Below are 16,087 nucleotides of genomic sequence, written 5' to 3' on the forward strand. Positions count from 1 at the left end.
CGCCGATGATCAACAGCTTCGCACTGAGCCACGGCGCCCTGCAGCGGGTCGAGCGACTGGACGCCGAGGTGATGCTGTTCAGCAACCCCGATGCCGCCGAGCGCGACTTGCTGCACAGTCATTTCAAAGTCGACGAGCATGCACTGGCGTCAGCGCTGGACCCGGACGAGGTCTCGCGTATCGAGTTCCACCCCGACCATCTGTTCCTGATCTGGAAGCGCCCGGAAAACTATTCCGGCGGTGGCAGTCTGGCATTTGAAGTGTCGTCCTGCGGGCTGCTGTTCGCGCCGGGGCAACTGCTGGTAATCGCCACCGATGACACGCCGCTGCACGGCCTCGGCACCCGCCAGCCGTTGAACACGCCGCTGGATGTGTTGCTTGATTTGCTGTTCAGCAATATCCATCACTACCTCGGGCACCTGAAGGTGATCAAACTGGTCGCCCGCGAATTGCAGCAGAAATTCAACCACTCGATGCAGAACCAGCATCTGGTGCAGATGTTCAACCTCAGCGAAAGCCTGATCTATTACATCAACGCGTTGCACAGCAACGGCGCGGTCCTCACGCGCCTGCGCAACCATGCCGAGAAGCAGCATTTCGGCAGTGAAGCGCTTGGCCTGATCGACGACCTGATCATCGAGAACAACCAGTGCTACAAGCAGGCGGAAATCTACTCGACGGTGTTTTCCGGGCTGATCGATGCGCGTGGCAACCTGATGAACAACAGCATGAACAACCTGCTGCGCAAGCTGACGTTGATCAACGTGGTGTTTCTGCCGTTGAACCTGATTGCGAGTATTGGCGGCATGTCGGAATTCAGCATGATGACGGCAGGGACGCCGTGGTGGATTTCCTATCCGGCATTTCTGGCGGTGATGTTGCTGGGCGCGGGCGGGATGTTGTTTGGGCTACGGCGTTTGGCCAAATAATCGGCGTGTGCAAACAACCTATGTAGGAGCTGCCGAAGGCTGCGATCTTTTGATTTTGTTTTTAAGGGCCGGGATCGCAGCCTTCGGCAGCTCCTACAGAGAACGCGCTCTGCAGTCCCGCATTTGGCCGAACCGCCACTGTGATGCCTTGTTATAGTTCGGGCCTCATTTTCTGCCCGGTAAAGGATCACTGCCATGACTCAATACTCCGCTTTCAGCGTCGAACTGGCCGATAACATCGCGCATGTGCAGATCAATCGCCCGGAAAAGATCAACGCGATGAACGCGGCGTTCTGGAGCGAGATCGTCGAGATCTTCCAGTGGATCGACGACACCGACGAAGTGCGCGTGGTGGTCCTCAGTGGAAACGGTAAACACTTTTCCTCCGGCATTGATCTGATGATGCTCGCCGGCGTCGCCAATGAACTGGGCAAGGACGTCGGCCGCAACGCGCGCCTGCTGCGCCGCAAGATCCTCACCCTGCAAGCCTCGTTCAACGCCGTCGACAACTGCCGCAAACCGGTGCTTGCCGCTATTCAGGGGTATTGCCTCGGTGGTGCGATTGACCTGATCGCGGCCTGCGACATGCGTTACGCCGCTGAAGACGCCCAATTCTCGATCAAGGAAATCGATATCGGCATGGCCGCCGATGTTGGCACTTTGCAACGGTTGCCACGGATCATCGGTGACGGCATGCTGCGTGAACTGGCTTACACCGGTCGCACGTTCGGCGCTGACGAGGCGCGCAGCATTGGCCTGGTCAATCGCGTCTACAGCGACAAAGACGCGCTGCTCGAAGGCGTGCTGGACATCGCTCGCGAGATCGCTTCGAAATCGCCGATCGCGGTTACCGGTACCAAGGAAATGATCAGCTACATGCGCGACCATCGTATCGACGACGGTCTCGAATACGTTGCCACCTGGAACGCCGCCATGTTGCAATCCACCGACTTGCGCGTGGCCATGGCCGCCCATATGAGCAAACAGAAACCCGAATTTCTGGACTGAGAAACCATGACATCTCGCTGGACCACTGCAGTACTGGACACCGATCAACCCGGCGGCTGGGCCGTGGCGCGCAGCCCGGAAGGCTTTTTGTTCGACGACAACGGCGCGCTGTTCCCACGTGAATGGCTCAAGCGTCAGGACTTGTCGATCCTCGCCGAGCACGGCATTGGCCATCTCGACGGTGAGCCGGTGTACTTGCTGGAACTGCACAACGCCAGCGAAGTGCCGGGTTGTAACTGGAAAGGCCTGCGGGCGTTCATGCTCGATGGCGAGCACACGATCTACAAAGTCCTCGGTTACGCCGCACAGATCGGTACGTGGGCGCGCGAGCATCGTTTCTGCGGCAATTGCGGGCAGGCAATGACCCAGGTCCCGCGCGAGCGGGCGATGTATTGCCAGCCGTGCGATCTGCGCAGTTATCCGCGGATTTCGCCGAGCATGATCGTGCTGATCACCCGTGGCGACGAGATTCTGTTGGCGCGCTCACCGCGTTTCGTCACCGGGGTCTATAGCACGCTGGCCGGATTCGCTGAACCTGGCGAGTCGGCTGAGGATTGCCTGATTCGGGAAGTGCGCGAAGAAGTGCAGATCGAGGTGCAGAACATTCAGTACATGGGCAGCCAGTGCTGGCCGTTCCCGCATTCGATGATGCTCGGCTTCCATGCCGAGTACGCCGGTGGCGAGATTGTCTGTCAGGAAGACGAGATCGAAGACGCTCAGTGGTTCAACGTGCACGACCTGCCGCCGTTGCCGGCGTCAAAGTCGATTGCCCGTTACCTGATCGACGTCTACGTGGCGCGACGCTTAGGCCACGCTGAACCAGTGCTGCCAGGCTAGGCGCACGGTCAAACCCAGCACCACGGTGATGAACACCGGGCGAATGAACTTGGCGCCGCCGCTGATCGCGGTGCGCGCGCCAAAGAACGCGCCGACCATCACCGACAGGCCCATGCTCAGGCCGATGACCCAGTCCACCTGCCCGGAAAACACGAACACCGACAGCGCCGCAATGTTGCTGACGAAGTTCATGCTGCGCGCCACGCCGCTGGCTTTGACCAGATCGATCGGGTAGAGCAGCAGGCTGCTCACTGTCCAGAACGCGCCCGTGCCGGGGCCGGCCACGCCGTCATAGAAACCGAGGCTGAAGCCTTGGCTCGATTGCCATTTCTTTTTGATCGGCGCGTCGCTGTCCAGCGGCGCTTTCGGTGTGCCGCCGAACAACAGGTACAGGCCGCAGGCAAACACAATCACCGGGAGCATCTTGTTCAGCCATTCCGCGGGCAGGTAATGCGCGACGATGGCGCCGGCCAGGGCGCCGACCAGTGTGCCGACGATGGCGTGGGTCCACTGACGCGGGTGGAACAGCTTGCGTTTGTAGAAGGTGAAACTGGCAGTGGCCGAGCCGAACGTCGAACTCAACTTGTTGGTGCCGAGCACCAGATGCGGCGGCAGGCCAGCGGTCAGCAGTGCGGGCGTGGTCAGCAGGCCGCCACCGCCGGCGATGGCATCGATGAAACCGGCAATGAAAGCGACAAAGGCCAGAATGGCGAGGGTGGTGAGGTCAACGCTGAGTTCGAAAGGCATGGAATCGGCTTATTCGGCAGGGCGCAGAACGTGAGCTGCGGGGAGGGCGGTCATGTTACTCATTTCCAAGTGTTGCGGCGACCCATCTGACGCCATCGCTGGCAAGCCAGCTCCCACAGGTTTTTGCGTTGTACCCAAGATCATTGTTCACCCTGATCCTTGTGGGAGCTGGCTTGCCAGCGATGAGGACAGTCGAGCCAACAAGTAAACTAACTGTTGCCCACACAACAACCTGCCAACAAATCCCCCTCTACAAAACATCAATCTCACGCCGAACATCAATAAAGCCGGGCATTCCAGCCCTGGCACGCTTGCTGCTCTACCACTCCCATCTCCGCAAATGTCCCGAGGACACGCCAATGAGTCAGCAAGCCGTAAAATTTGCCTACTGGGTGCCGAACGTCAGCGGTGGGCTGGTGGTCAGCAAGATCGAACAGCGCACCGATTGGGGCATCGACTACAACCGTAAACTGGCGCAACTCGCCGAGGCCGCCGGGTTCGAATACGCGTTGACGCAGATCCGCTTCACCGCCGGGTATGGTGCGGAGTTCCAGCATGAATCCGTGGCGTTCAGCCACGCATTGCTCGCGGCCACCAGCAAACTCAAAGTGATCGCCGCGATCCTGCCCGGCCCATGGCAACCCGCGTTGGCGGCCAAGCAACTGGCAACCATCGACCAACTCACCAACGGCCGCATCGCGGTGAATATCGTCAGTGGCTGGTTCAAGGGTGAATTCCAGGCCATCGGCGAGCATTGGCTGGAGCACGACGAGCGTTATCGTCGCTCCGAAGAGTTCATTCGCTCACTGCGAGGCGTGTGGAGTCAGGACAACTTCACCTTTCGCGGCGATTTCTACCGCTTCGATAATTACAGCCTGAAACCGAAACCATTGGGTCGTCCGGAAATTTTCCAGGGCGGCAGTTCCCGTGCCGCGCGGGACATGGCCGCACGGGTTTCGGACTGGTATTTCACCAACGGCAACAGCGTTGAGGGGATCAAGGCGCAGGTCGACGATATTCGTGCCAAGGCAGCGGCGAACAATCATTCGGTGAAGATCGGCGTGAATGCCTTTGTCATCGCCCGTGAGACTGAAGAAGAGGCGCGGGCGGTACTTGCGCAGATCATCGATCAGGCCGATCCGGAAGCGGTAAACGCTTTTGGCGATGCGGCGAAACAGGCAGGCCGTGCATCGCCGGAAGGTGAAGGCAACTGGGCGAAATCAACGTTTGAGGATCTGGTGCAGTACAACGATGGTTTCAAGACCAATCTGATTGGTACGCCGTTGCAGATTGCCGAGCGGATTGTCGCGCTGAAAGCGGTGGGTGTGGATCTGGTGCTGGCGGGGTTTCTGCACTTTCAGGAAGAGGTGGAATATTTCGGGCGGCGGGTGTTGCCGCTGGTGCGCGAACTGGAGGCCGAGAAGACTGCGGCCGTCGCCTGAACACCACAAATCCCCTGTAGGAGCTGCCGAAGGCTGCGATCTTTTGATTTTGTTTTTTAGGATCAAGATCAAAAGATCGCAGCCTTCGGCAGCTCCTACAGGGTCGATTGTTACAGACCGAGGTCGGACAGGCTCGGATGATCATCCGGGCGGCGGCCCAGCGGCCAGTGGAACTTACGTTCGCTTTCCTTGATCGGCATGTCGTTGATGCATGCATAGCGCTGGAACATCAGGCCATGCTCATCGAATTCCCAGTTTTCATTGCCGTAGGAACGGAACCAGTTACCCGAATCATCGTGCCATTCATAGGCGTAACGCACGGCGATACGGGTATCCGAGTAAGCCCAGAGTTCCTTGATCAAACGGTAATCCAGTTCCTTCGCCCATTTACGGGTCAGGAAGGCCTTGGCTTCTTCGCGGCTGTTGGCGAATTCGGCGCGGTTGCGCCATTTGGTGTCGAGGGTGTAAGCCAGCGATACCCGTTCCGGGTCGCGGGAGTTCCAGCCATCCTCGGCCAGGCGAACTTTCTCGATGGCTGATTCACGGTTGAAGGGCGGCAATGGCGGACGTACCTGGGCTGCAGTAGACATATCAGTCTCCCGATCTAATTAATAATTGAACAACAAGTCCGGCTTATTAAGGCGTTACAGGTCCAATAACTTTCGCGCCATGCATTGCGCATTATCGGCGGCACTGTGATCACCCATCACAAGCGCTACGGTAATGGCACCATCAATCAGGATCAGCAGCTGTTTGGCCAGCAGTTGCGGATCCTCGGCGCCATGTTCGGTACACAGCTCGCACACGTAGTCGAGCAGCTTCTGTTTGTGTTCTTTCGCCACCAGCCGCACCGGGTCCTGCGGGTCACCGGTCTCGCCGCTGGTGTTGATGAACGCGCAGCCGCGAAAGCCTTCGGAGGCAAACCAGCTCTTGAGCACGGTAAACAGGTTGAGCAGGCGATCGGCCGGGGTTTCGGCCTGATCGACAGCGCTTCTGTACCAGTGCATCCAGCGCACGTCACGGCGTTGCAGGGCGGCAACGGTCAGTGCGTCCTTGTCGGCAAAGTAGCGGTAAATGCTTTTTCTGGAGACGCCTGCGGTTTTCACCAGAAGATCCATGCTGGTGGCAGCGATGCCACTTTTGTAGATCAACTTTTCGGTGACATCCAGAATGATGTCGCGTGTGTCGTTGCTAGTGATTTCGTTCATGTGGCGAACAGTAGAACGATTGTTCTCCTTTGGCAATGGTTTTTTAAAATCAAAAGATCGCAGCCTTCGGCAGCTCCTACATTGGCCCGTGTAGGAGCTGCCGAAGGCTGCGATCTTTTGATCTCTTTACGGGCACTAACAAGACCCGAAGGATGCGATGGTGTAAGCTCTCGGGTTCTTCGGATTCGACCCATTGCGAGCCCTATGCCGTTGCTTTTCAAACGTTCCTTGCTGCCCAAATTGCGCAGCTTTCCGCTGACCGCCGAGGCCGTGACCATTCTGTCCGGCGCCGCCGAGTTTCGTCGTTGCCTGCTGGAGAAAATCGCCACGGCGACCCAGCGCATCTACATCGTTGCGCTGTATCTGCAGCAAGACGAAGCCGGTCAGGAAATCCTCGATGCCTTGCACGCCGCCAAGCTCAAGCGCCCCGAGCTGGAGATCGCCGTGGTCGTCGATTGGTTGCGTGCCCAGCGCGGGCTGATCGGCGCCGGCAAGCAGCCGGGCAATTCGGCGTGGTATCAGGAAATGACCCGCACGCACCAGAGCGAAGTGCCGGTGTACGGCGTGCCGGTGCAGACCCGCGAGTTGTTCGGTGTGCTGCATTTGAAAGGCTTCGTGATCGACGACTGCGTGGTCTACAGCGGCGCGAGCCTGAACAACGTTTACCTGCACAAATTCGACAAGTACCGCTTCGACCGTTACCACGTGCTGCAAAGCCACGAACTGGCTGATTCGATGCATCACCTGGTCAAGCACGGCCTGATCGAATCCAAAGCCGTGCATCGTCTCGATCTGCCGAACCTGCCGACCACGCGCAGCCTGCGCAACGACATCGGCGATCTGCGCAGCCGTCTCAAGTACGCGACGTACGACACCGCCAATGGCAGCGTCGCCAGAGACGGCCTGTCGGTCAGCCCATTGCTCGGCGTCGGCAAGAACAACCCGTTGAACCGGGCGATTCTCGAACTGATCGCCAGCGCGCAAAAACAGCTGACCATCTGCACGCCGTACTTCAACCTGCCGCTGGGTGTGATTCGCGAGATCAACCGAGCGCTGGCCCGTGGCGTGAAGATCGATATCGTGGTCGGCGACAAGACGGCCAACGACTTTTATATTCCGCCGAGCGAGCCGTTCAAGGTGATCGCGGCGTTGCCGTATCTGTACGAAATCAGCTTGCGCCGCTTCGCCAAACGGCATCAGCGCAACATCGACAGCGGGCAGTTGAACCTGCACCTGTGGCGTGACGGCGACAACACCTATCACCTCAAGGGCATGTGGATTGATCAGCGTTATACGTTGCTGACCGGCAACAACCTCAATCCACGGGCGTTCCGCCTGGATCTGGAAAACGCCTTGTTGATCGATGACCCGAAAGGGGAATGGCTGGAGCCGCGGGCGAAAGAGCTTGAAGAGATTTTCCGCCATACCACGCGGATTGACAGCTTTCAGAGCCTGGAGACGCTGCCCGAATACCCGGCCGGGGTGGCCAAGTTTCTCAAGCGCGTGAGTCGGGTGCGGATTGAGCGGTTGCTTTACCGGATTTTGTAGGCTGCTGAAAATGCCATCGCTGGCAAGCCAGCTCCCACAGGTTCTATGGTGTACACAATATTTGTGAATGACCGAGAACACTGTGGGAGCTGGCTTGCCAGCGATGGGGCCCGCTTAGACGCTACAAAAAATCAATTCAGACCCAACTTGCCACGCAACGTGGACAGGTCTTCCGCCAGCGTATTCACCGGCCCAACCAACGCTTTACGGTCGTTGTCCTTCACCTTGTCATACGTCTCGAAACCACCATCCTTAGTCTTGTACTTGGCCAGAATCTTGTCGACCGTGGCAAAGTTCTTGTCCACCTTCGCAGCAAAAGCCTTGTCCTGCTGCTCGATCTGCGGACGGAACAGATCAACGATTTTCTTCGCGCCGTCGATGTTGCCCTGGAAGTCATACAGGTCGGTGTGGCTGTAGCGATCCTCTTCGCCGGAGATCTTGGTCGCGGCGACTTCTTCCAGCAGCGCGGCGGCACCGCCGACGACTTTTTCCGGCGGGAAAGTCAGGCCGGCGACGCGGGTTTGCAGATCTTTTACGTCGCTGTTGAGCTTGTCCGCCAACTCGTTAAGGCCCTGGGTACTTTTTTCCGAGAACAGCGAGTACTCGATGCGGTGGAAGCCGGTGAAGTCGTCAGCCTTCACGCCTTTCTCGTGGTCGTCGACGCGGGAGTCGATGGACGCATCGAGGTCACTGAACAGCTCGGCAATCGGCTCGATCGACTCGTAGTAAACGCGGGTCGGTGCGTAGAGCTTTTGCGCGGTGGCCAAATCGCCTTTCTTCACGGCATCGGTGAATTGTTGGGTGTGGCTGCCCAGCTCATCCAATTGCTCGGTAACGTAAATCTTGTAGTCCGAAACCGGCCCCACCAGATCCAGCGGTGCAGTGGCGGCGAATGCCGACAGCGGGGTGTTGAGCAAACCAAGGGTCAGCAATAACGCGAGTGGCGTCTTTTTCATCGGGGGCGGCTCCAGTGTCGAGATTATTTTATGCGGCTGTTTTCGGTTGTGTGGCGTTGAGCAGCGAGCGACCGATAAAGTCCTTGTCGCCCGTGACACCCGGCAGGGTGAAGAAATAGCCGCCGCCGACCGGTTTGAGGTATTCCTCCAGCGGCTCGCCGTTGAGGCGGGTCTGCACGGTGATAAAGCCTTTTTCCAGGTCGGCCTGGTAGCAGATGAACAGCAGGCCCATGTCGAGCTGGCCGTTCTTGTTCACGCCATTCGAATAGTTGAACGGCCGGCGCAGGATCAGGTTGGCTTGGCTCGCGGCGGTGCGCGGGTTGGCCAGGCGAATGTGCGCGTCGAGCTTGGTCAGCTTGCCGGCCGGGTCTTTGCTGTAGTCCGGGACTTCAGTCTCATGCTGCGCACCCATCGGCGCGCCGGTAGTTTTGACCCGGCCGATGATGCTTTCCTGTTCCTGCAATGGCGTACGGTCCCAGCGCTCGACAAAGTTGCGGATGATCCGCACCGCTTGATAGCTGCCGTGAGCAGCCCAGGCCGGTTCGTCACTGCCCGGTTGCACCCAGACCAGGCGATCCATGGCTTTAGCGTCGTTGGAATCGGGGTTGGCCGAGCCATCGCGGAACCCCAGGAAGTTACGCGCCGATTGCGCCGGCACACCGGCTTTTGCCGGGGCTTGCGGCGGCACGCTGCCTTCCTGTTTCCAGCGCACCAGCAGCAGGTCGGGAAGGTTTTTGACGATATCGCGCAGGGCGTGAATGTTGGTGTCGGCGGTGTTCGAGCAGAACTGCAAACTCAGATCGCCATGGCAGCAATCGGCGTCCAGCGCATCGTTGGGAAACCCGACCATGCGCATCAGGCGTTTGGGCTTGGCGTCGGCCAGACCGAAGCGCTCGTCGAACAGCGACTCGCCGACCGAAACGGTGATGGTCAGGTTGTCCGGGGTTACATTCGGGCCAAGGATGCCGGAGTCCGGCGGCGGCAGTTTCGGATCGATCTGCGCCACCGGGCCGCCCTTCATCAGGAACGCGATGCGCTCGTTGAGGGTGCGGAACAGCCGCTCCAGATCTTCACGATCACTGGCCAACACGTCGAACGATACGAGCATGCCCGACGCCGGGCGCGGGGTGACGATGCCGGTCTGGTGGATGCCGTGGAAATCGTGACGGTCTTCGGTCTTGTCACTGCTCGGTGCTTCGGTGACTTGTGCCGGCGCGGCGGCCATGGCCGGACAGCTCAGGGTCGAGCCGGCGAGGGCGACACCGGCGGCGCCCATGCCCATCAGGACACGGCGACGTTGCAGGTTGAGTGGTTCGCTATCTTTCATCGTCAAAGGGTCTTCTGCTTACAGGCCGGAGAGGCCGAGGGCGGGATCGATGCCATCCAGAGCGTCGGCCAGAGCCTGGGCCTTGTCGGCAATCTGCTTGCGTTGTTCGCCGCTGATGGCGTCGTAACTGGCGTAGCCGTCCTTGATCTTGTAGTTGTCGAGTTCGCTGTCGAAGTCTGCCAGTGCCTGGTCGATTTTCGGCAACAGCTCGGCCGCCGACTTGGTCAACATTGGCCGCAACAGATCTACGACTTTGTGTGCGGTTTGCGCGTTGGCAGCGAAACCGTTGAGGTCGCTGTGGCTGTAGCGTTCTTCTTCACCGCTGGCAGCACGGACGTCGGCCAAGGTGTTGAGGTTGCGCACGATGATGCTGACCAGTTGCTCCGGTGGCAGGCTCTGCGCGAGCAATTGCTGTTTGAGCGTGGTGACATCGCTGAGCAGGCGCTGGGCAACGGGCGTCAGTTGGTCGAGATTGCGTTGCTCGAACAGTGCGTATTCGATTCGGTGGAAACCGACGAAGGCCGGATCCTGTTCGCGCTTTTCGAAATAATCGGCGCGGGCGTTGATGCTGTTGTCCAGTTCCGCCAGGCGTTGCGCGGCAGGGGCCAGACGCTGATAAGCCGCGCGGGCCGGTAGGTACAACGCTTGAGCCTGACTGAGGTCGCCGCTTTCAATCGCTTGATCGAGCGCGGTCACGGCTTTGATCAATGCGTTGCTCTGGCTGGCCAGGTACACGCGAAATTCCGACAGCGGCCCGACGAAGGCGACCATCGATGGCTTGGCTTTGGCCGCAGCATCAGAGGCGGCAGTTGGCGTCACGTGCAGGGTGCCGCGCGGGTTGCTCAGCAGGCCGCAGGTGATCGCGTAATCGCCCGGTTGCAGGTTGGCGTTGATCACTTGGCTGAGGCCCGGCGCAATGTTTTCCCGCTCCTCGACGACGAGCACGCCGTCGAGGATTTCCCATTCCACCGCGCGGTCGGAGCGGTTGACGATGCGGAAACTGGCGCGGCCGGCAGGGACCGTCAGTGCGTTGGGTTCGCAACTGCCCGGATGAATGTTCACCACCACTTCATCGTGGTTGTGCTGACGCTTGGCCGCAGCCATTTTCGAGGCGTAATAAAACAGACCACCGGCGGCGATCATCACCACCACCGAACCGGCCACCGCCCAACGCAAGGCGCGAGGAGGGGAGGCCTGAGGAGTATTAGGCTTTGACATGAATGCCCTTATTGGCTGGAAACGGAAGACGATTGCGCGGAAGGCTTGGGCGCGGGGAGAAAGAACATCACCAGTGCCACCAGCAGATAAAGCAGATAGGCACCGAGGGTGCTGACGGTCGGCGCATCCTGATAACCGAACATACCGGCCAGCACCGAGCCCAACGGGCCATCCATCGGCAGCGTCGCGCTGAAGTCGAAGAGTACTGTTTGCAGGTGATTCCACAGCCCGGCTTCATGCAGGGCTTGCACCGAGTTGGCGAGAATCCCGGCGGCCACCACCAGAATGAACAGGCCGGTCCACTTGAAGAACGCTGAAAGATTGAGGCGCATGCTGCCGCTGTAGATCAGGAAACCGACGATGATCGCCAGAATCAGCCCGAGCAGCGCACCGATGGGCGCGCCGGGGCCTTCGCTTTGCTGGAATACCGCGAGCAGGAAGAACACCGTTTCCAGGCCTTCGCGAGCGACCGCGAAGAACACCATGGCGATCAGTGCGATCACTTGGTGTTTCGAGGACGTTAGCGCCTCGTCCAGCGAAGCTTGCAGCGAATGTTTGATCGAACGCGCCACTTTGCGCATCCAGAACACCATCGAACTGAGAATACCCACGGCCACCAGCCCGACGATGCCTTCGAACAGTTCCTGCTGCTTTTGCGGGAATTCAGCGCTGACCAATTCAAGACCACCGCCCACCAGCAGGGCGAGGGCAGCGGCGAGAAATACGCCGATCCACACGGCAGGCATCCATTGACCACGGCCAGTCTGTTGCAGGTAGCTGGCGATAATGCCAACGATCAGCGCGGCTTCAATGCCTTCGCGCAGCATGATCAGGAAGGGAACAAGCATTCGGTATCCAACAAGTCATTCGAAGAGGTTACAAGTTGTAACATAATGAAAGTCATTCTCACATGACATTGATTGACATAAACCTGAACACAAGCTGAACAAAGTAAAGAACAACCATTCTCATGCGGGTGACACCGGAACCCTGTAGGAGCTGCCGAAGGCTGCGATCTTTTGATTTATAGAATCAAGATCAAAAGATCGCAGCCTTCGGCAGCTCCTACATGGGTATTTGTGTTAGCTGCGGTAATATGCCTGCCACCCAAAACAACAAGGTTCACCGCGCTCCATGTCGGAAAAAGACACCATCGCCGTGCAACTGGTGCGTGAAGCGCTGCTGCAAAGTTGTGCCCCGGGCGCAGCCACCGAAGAGGTGTTGAACAAGGTCGGGATTGCTCCGGCGTTGCTGCAAACCGAACACGGCCGGGTGCCCGCCTCGCAGTACGCCAGACTCTGGCGCTTGTTGGCCCGACGCGGGGATGACGAGTTCTTTGGCATGGACCCGCGCAAGCTCAAGTCTGGCAGCCTCGAATTCCTCTGCCGCAGCACCATGGCGCAATCGACGCTGGCGGCGGGTTTGAATACGGGCCTGAGCTTTCTGTCACTGATGCTCGAACGCCTGCCCGCACAACTGGTGCACCAGCAAAGTCTGGCGGAAATCGTTTTGCTCGAGGACGATCCCGAGCCACGCCGCGCTTTCACCTATTTCACCTACTGGATGATCGTCCACGGCGTGGCCTGTTGGCTGGCGGGGCGGCGGATTCCGATTCTGGCGATCGAACTGCGCTGTGCGGCGCCGGAGTTCACCGATGACTATCGAGTGATGTTCTCGGAAAACCTGCGTTTCGAGCGTCCACGCACACGGATGATCTTCTCTGCCGATTGTCTCGATCTACCGATCAAGCGCACCGCCGAAGAACTGAAACGCTTTCTCGCCCACGCCCCGGCCAACATCCTGGTCAAGTACCGCGACCCGGAGAGCCTAGCCAGTCGGATCAAGCACGATCTGCGGGAGTTGCCGGCCGAGCAGTGGCCGGAAACCGAGGCCCTGGCCCAACAGTTGTGCATGTCGGCTTCGACACTGCGCCGGCGTTTGGCCGAGGAAGGGCAGACCTACCAAGGGCTCAAGGACAGTGTGCGCAAAGAGCTGGCGATTATCTGGCTGGCGGAGCCGTCGATCAGTTTTGTCGAGATTGCCAGCCGCTTGGGATTTGCCGATGCGAGTTCGTTCTACAAGGCGTTTCGCAAATGGTCGGGGTCGAATCCGGGCCACTATCGCCAACTGATCCTGAATGAGGTTGTCTGACCCAACACATTCCGCCGCTTGATCGTTCCCACGCTCCGCGTGGGAATGCCTCAAGGGACGCTCCGCGTTCCAGCTCTGGAGCGGACGCAGAGCGTCCGAGGCTGCATTCCCACGCAGAGCGTGGGAACGATCAGTGTGGTAGCGGTCTTGGCCAAACCAGTCAGCCACATTGATGGCTTTGACCATTGCCGCCGCCGCCCCACAGCGCGACTATCCCCCTGTTGTTTACGCTTCCCAGCCTAATAAAAAAACAGAGGGATTCTGGCAATGCGCGATTACTTGTCTGCCACTGAACAGTTCAACTATCAGCACACCGTGGATGCCGCGCTCAGCGGTACGCTGGCGGCGCTCAACGCCTGCGTCGAATGTTGCGACCGTCATGCCTTGCCCGGGCGCATTGCGCTGTTCTGGGAAGGCCGCGACGGCGCGAGTGCGACGTACACCTTCAGCGAGCTCCAGGACAAAGCCGCGCGTTTCGCCAACTTCCTCCTCGCCCAAGGCGTGCAGAAGGGTGACAAGGTCGCCGGCCTGCTGCCGCGCAACATCGAATTGCTCATCACCGTGCTCGCCACCTGGCGCATCGGCGCGGTGTATCAACCGCTGTTCACCGCCTTCGGCCCCAAAGCCCTCGAACATCGCCTGAACAGCTCTGGCGCCAAAGTCGTGGTCACCGATGCGGTCAACCGGCCGAAACTCGCCGAAGTCGCTGACTGCCCGACCCTCGTTACCGTTGGCGGCGCGAAAGGCCAGGGCATCGTCCGTGGCGACTTCAGCTTCTGGGCCGAACTGGCCAATTATTCCAATGTCTGCGAACCGGTATTGCTGACTGGCGAAGATCCGTTTCTGTTGATGTTCACGTCCGGCACCACCGGCCCTTCGAAAGCGCTGTCGGTACCGCTCAAAGCCATCGTCGCGTTCCAGAGTTACACCCGCGATGCCGTAGACCTGCGTCCCGAAGACGCCTTCTGGAACGTCGCCGATCCGGGTTGGGCCTACGGCATCTACTTCGGCGTCACCGGGCCGTTGTCGATGGGCCATCCAATCACTTTCTACGATGGGCCGTTCACCCTCGAAAGCACCTGCCGGGTGATCAACAAATACGGCATCACCAACCTCACCGGTTCGCCCACCGCTTATCGCTTGCTGATCGCCGGTGGCGACGAATTCGCCAAGTCGATCAAGGGCAAGTTGCGCATCGTCAGCAGCGCCGGCGAGCCGCTGAACCCGGAAGTCATCCGCTGGTTCGCCGACAACCTCGGCGTGGTCATCCACGACCATTACGGCCAGACCGAACTGGGCATGGTCCTGTGCAATCACCACGGCCTTGATCACGCGGTGCACGTTGGTGCCGCCGGTTTCGCCTCGCCGGGCCATCGCATCGTGGTGCTCGACGATCAGTACAACGAACTCGGCGTCGGCCAGCCCGGCATCCTCGCCATCGACCGTGCGCAATCGCCGATGTGCTGGTTTGGCGGCTATGAAGGTGCGCCAACCAAAGCCTTCGTCGGTGATTACTACCTGAGCGGCGACACCGTGGAATGGAACCCGGACGGCAGCATCAGTTTTGTCGGCCGCAGCGATGACGTCATCACCACATCGGGCTACCGCGTAGGCCCGTTCGATGTCGAAAGTGCGCTGATTGAGCACCCGGCGGTGGTCGAAGCAGCGGTCGTCGGCAAACCTGATCCGGAGCGCACCGAACTGGTCAAAGCCTTCGTCGTGCTGAGCGCGCAATACCGTGCCGCGCCCGAGCTGGCCGAAGAACTGCGCCAACACGTGCGCAAGCGTCTGGCCGCGCACTCATACCCACGTGAAATCGAATTTGTCAGCGAATTGCCCAAGACCCCGAGTGGCAAATTGCAGCGCTTTATCTTGCGCAACCAGGAAATCGCCAAGGCTCAAGAGGCCGCGGCGCATAACGTTTCAGCTTGAATCAGGAAATACAGTCATGCAGATCGAGAACAAGGTTTTTATCGTCACCGGCGGCGCCTCTGGCCTGGGTGCTGCCACCGCTGAATTGCTGGTCAGTGCCGGCGCCAAAGTGATGCTGGTGGACATGAATGCCGAAGCTGTCGCCGCACAGGCTCAGCGTTTGGGCGCGCAAAGCGTGGTTGCCGATATCAGCAACGAAGCCGCCGCTGAAGCTGCCGTGCAGGCCACCGTTAAAGCCTTTGGCAGCCTCAACGGTCTGGTCAACTGTGCCGGTATCGTCCGTGGCGAGAAGATCCTCGGCAAGAACGGCCCGCATGCACTGAGCAGTTTCGCCCAAGTGATCAACGTCAACCTGATCGGCAGCTTCAATATGCTGCGCCTGGCCGCTGCGGCCATCGCCGAAGCCGAGGCCAATGCCGACGGCGAACGCGGGGTGATCATCAACACCGCCTCGGTCGCAGCGTTTGACGGCCAGATCGGCCAAGCGGCGTATTCCGCTTCGAAAGGCGCGATCGCCAGCCTGACCCTGCCGGCCGCCCGTGAACTGGCACGCTTCGGCATCCGCGTGATGACCATCGCACCGGGCATTTTCGAAACGCCGATGATGGCCGGCATGACCCCGGAAGTCCGCGATTCGCTGGCCGCCGGCGTACCGTTCCCGCCGCGTCTGGGCAAGCCTGCCGAGTACGCCGCGCTGGTTCGGCATATCATCGAAAACAGCATGCTCAACGGCGAGGTGATCCGTCTCGACGGTGCCTTGCGCATGGCCGCCAAGTAAGGAGGA

15 protein-coding genes are annotated in these 16,087 nt (G+C 59.6%); 8 read left to right on the forward strand and 7 right to left on the reverse strand.

All coding sequences use genetic code 11. The annotated features are described in order from the left end of the window. Window positions 1-5: 5 nt before the first annotated feature. The 3 genes from J0G10_RS15510 to nudC all read left to right on the forward strand — a co-directional run bounded on the left by J0G10_RS15510 (window position 6) and on the right by nudC (window position 2,774). Window positions 6-929 carry a magnesium transporter CorA family protein gene (locus tag J0G10_RS15510; RefSeq protein ID WP_220556141.1) on the forward strand — a complete coding sequence of 308 codons (924 nt, stop codon included), beginning with the start codon at window positions 6-8 and terminating at the stop codon, window positions 927-929. 195 nt (window positions 930-1,124) lie between these two features. After that, on the forward strand, window positions 1,125-1,937 hold the full coding sequence (locus J0G10_RS15515; protein ID WP_095048882.1) for a crotonase/enoyl-CoA hydratase family protein: 813 nt from the start codon (window positions 1,125-1,127) through the stop codon (window positions 1,935-1,937). Window positions 1,938-1,943: 6 nt separating this feature from the next. Beyond that, a complete protein-coding gene (nudC, locus tag J0G10_RS15520; RefSeq protein WP_220556142.1) occupies window positions 1,944-2,774 on the forward strand; it encodes an NAD(+) diphosphatase in 831 nt (276 codons plus the stop codon). Here nudC and J0G10_RS15525 read toward each other — a convergent pair. After that, the gene (locus J0G10_RS15525) at window positions 2,742-3,521 is read right to left on the reverse strand and encodes a TSUP family transporter (RefSeq protein ID WP_095048884.1); all 780 of its coding nucleotides are present in this window, start codon (window positions 3,519-3,521) and stop codon (window positions 2,742-2,744) included. The two genes, nudC and J0G10_RS15525, sit on opposite strands and share 33 nt — an antisense overlap. Before the next feature lie 359 nt (window positions 3,522-3,880). Here J0G10_RS15525 and sfnG point away from each other — a divergent pair, with 359 nt between their 5' ends. Further along, entirely contained in the window at window positions 3,881-4,963 is a 1,083-nt protein-coding gene (gene sfnG / locus J0G10_RS15530; RefSeq protein ID WP_093432753.1) for a dimethylsulfone monooxygenase SfnG, read from the forward strand. Between the two features lie 110 nt (window positions 4,964-5,073). On the opposite strand, the gene J0G10_RS15535 is transcribed toward sfnG, so the two are convergent. After that, the gene (locus J0G10_RS15535; RefSeq protein ID WP_095048885.1) at window positions 5,074-5,553 is read right to left on the reverse strand and encodes a nuclear transport factor 2 family protein; all 480 of its coding nucleotides are present in this window, start codon (window positions 5,551-5,553) and stop codon (window positions 5,074-5,076) included. Window positions 5,554-5,607: 54 nt separating this feature from the next. Next, a complete protein-coding gene (locus J0G10_RS15540) occupies window positions 5,608-6,171 on the reverse strand; it encodes a TetR/AcrR family transcriptional regulator (protein WP_007914737.1) in 564 nt (187 codons plus the stop codon). 204 nt (window positions 6,172-6,375) lie between these two features. On the opposite strand from J0G10_RS15540, the gene pssA reads away from it, so the two are divergent. Beyond that, window positions 6,376-7,719 (forward strand): CDP-diacylglycerol--serine O-phosphatidyltransferase, encoded by a 1,344-nt coding sequence (gene pssA / locus J0G10_RS15545; protein ID WP_095048886.1) that lies wholly within the window; start codon window positions 6,376-6,378, stop codon window positions 7,717-7,719. 131 nt (window positions 7,720-7,850) lie between these two features. Here the strand turns inward: pssA and efeO (J0G10_RS15550) are convergent, their stop codons facing one another. From efeO (J0G10_RS15550) to efeU, 4 genes are read right to left on the reverse strand one after another with little or no spacing between them, the layout of a single operon-like run. Continuing rightward, a complete protein-coding gene (gene efeO / locus J0G10_RS15550) occupies window positions 7,851-8,675 on the reverse strand; it encodes an iron uptake system protein EfeO (protein WP_095126287.1) in 825 nt (274 codons plus the stop codon). A gap of 28 nt (window positions 8,676-8,703) precedes the next feature. Then, window positions 8,704-10,002: an iron uptake transporter deferrochelatase/peroxidase subunit gene (efeB, locus tag J0G10_RS15555; protein WP_220556143.1), complete on the reverse strand. Its 1,299-nt coding sequence runs from the start codon at window positions 10,000-10,002 to the stop codon at window positions 8,704-8,706. An 18-nt stretch (window positions 10,003-10,020) separates the two neighbouring features. Continuing rightward, window positions 10,021-11,220, reverse strand: a complete 1,200-nt coding sequence (gene efeO / locus J0G10_RS15560) for an iron uptake system protein EfeO (protein WP_220556144.1) — start codon at window positions 11,218-11,220, stop codon at window positions 10,021-10,023. Between the two features lie 8 nt (window positions 11,221-11,228). Next, window positions 11,229-12,068 (reverse strand): iron uptake transporter permease EfeU, encoded by an 840-nt coding sequence (gene efeU / locus J0G10_RS15565; RefSeq protein ID WP_095048889.1) that lies wholly within the window; start codon window positions 12,066-12,068, stop codon window positions 11,229-11,231. 286 nt (window positions 12,069-12,354) lie between these two features. Here efeU and J0G10_RS15570 point away from each other — a divergent pair, with 286 nt between their 5' ends. The 3 genes from J0G10_RS15570 (at window position 12,355) to J0G10_RS15580 (ending at window position 16,081) form a co-directional block, all read left to right on the forward strand. Next, window positions 12,355-13,371 carry an AraC family transcriptional regulator gene (locus tag J0G10_RS15570; protein WP_095048890.1) on the forward strand — a complete coding sequence of 339 codons (1,017 nt, stop codon included), beginning with the start codon at window positions 12,355-12,357 and terminating at the stop codon, window positions 13,369-13,371. A gap of 267 nt (window positions 13,372-13,638) precedes the next feature. Next, entirely contained in the window at window positions 13,639-15,303 is a 1,665-nt protein-coding gene (locus J0G10_RS15575; protein WP_220556145.1) for an AMP-binding protein, read from the forward strand. A 16-nt stretch (window positions 15,304-15,319) separates the two neighbouring features. Continuing rightward, window positions 15,320-16,081: an SDR family NAD(P)-dependent oxidoreductase gene (locus J0G10_RS15580; RefSeq protein ID WP_095126290.1), complete on the forward strand. Its 762-nt coding sequence runs from the start codon at window positions 15,320-15,322 to the stop codon at window positions 16,079-16,081. The last annotated feature ends 6 nt before the right edge of the window (window positions 16,082-16,087 follow it).

Origin of the sequence: Pseudomonas germanica, from assembly GCF_019614655.1 — a bacterium.
In the GTDB taxonomy this organism is placed as follows: Bacteria; Pseudomonadota; Gammaproteobacteria; order Pseudomonadales; family Pseudomonadaceae; genus Aquipseudomonas; species Aquipseudomonas neuropathica.

Bases quoted from the DNA above. Each gene is read 5' to 3' on its own strand.
- efeO (WP_220556144.1), bottom strand. From the start codon at position 11,220: ATGTCAAAGCCTAATACTCCTCAGGCCTCCCCTCCTCGCGCCTTGCGT.
- sfnG (WP_093432753.1), top strand. From the start codon at position 3,881: ATGAGTCAGCAAGCCGTAAAATTTGCCTACTGGGTGCCGAACGTCAGC.
- efeB (WP_220556143.1), bottom strand. From the start codon at position 10,002: ATGAAAGATAGCGAACCACTCAACCTGCAACGTCGCCGTGTCCTGATG.
- J0G10_RS15575 (WP_220556145.1), top strand. From the start codon at position 13,639: ATGCGCGATTACTTGTCTGCCACTGAACAGTTCAACTATCAGCACACC.
- J0G10_RS15570 (WP_095048890.1), top strand. From the start codon at position 12,355: ATGTCGGAAAAAGACACCATCGCCGTGCAACTGGTGCGTGAAGCGCTG.
- pssA (WP_095048886.1), top strand. From the start codon at position 6,376: ATGCCGTTGCTTTTCAAACGTTCCTTGCTGCCCAAATTGCGCAGCTTT.
- J0G10_RS15525 (WP_095048884.1), bottom strand. From the start codon at position 3,521: ATGCCTTTCGAACTCAGCGTTGACCTCACCACCCTCGCCATTCTGGCC.
- J0G10_RS15535 (WP_095048885.1), bottom strand. From the start codon at position 5,553: ATGTCTACTGCAGCCCAGGTACGTCCGCCATTGCCGCCCTTCAACCGT.
- nudC (WP_220556142.1), top strand. From the start codon at position 1,944: ATGACATCTCGCTGGACCACTGCAGTACTGGACACCGATCAACCCGGC.
- efeO (WP_095126287.1), bottom strand. From the start codon at position 8,675: ATGAAAAAGACGCCACTCGCGTTATTGCTGACCCTTGGTTTGCTCAAC.
- J0G10_RS15540 (WP_007914737.1), bottom strand. From the start codon at position 6,171: ATGAACGAAATCACTAGCAACGACACACGCGACATCATTCTGGATGTC.
- J0G10_RS15515 (WP_095048882.1), top strand. From the start codon at position 1,125: ATGACTCAATACTCCGCTTTCAGCGTCGAACTGGCCGATAACATCGCG.
- J0G10_RS15510 (WP_220556141.1), top strand. From the start codon at position 6: ATGATCAACAGCTTCGCACTGAGCCACGGCGCCCTGCAGCGGGTCGAG.
- J0G10_RS15580 (WP_095126290.1), top strand. From the start codon at position 15,320: ATGCAGATCGAGAACAAGGTTTTTATCGTCACCGGCGGCGCCTCTGGC.
- efeU (WP_095048889.1), bottom strand. From the start codon at position 12,068: ATGCTTGTTCCCTTCCTGATCATGCTGCGCGAAGGCATTGAAGCCGCG.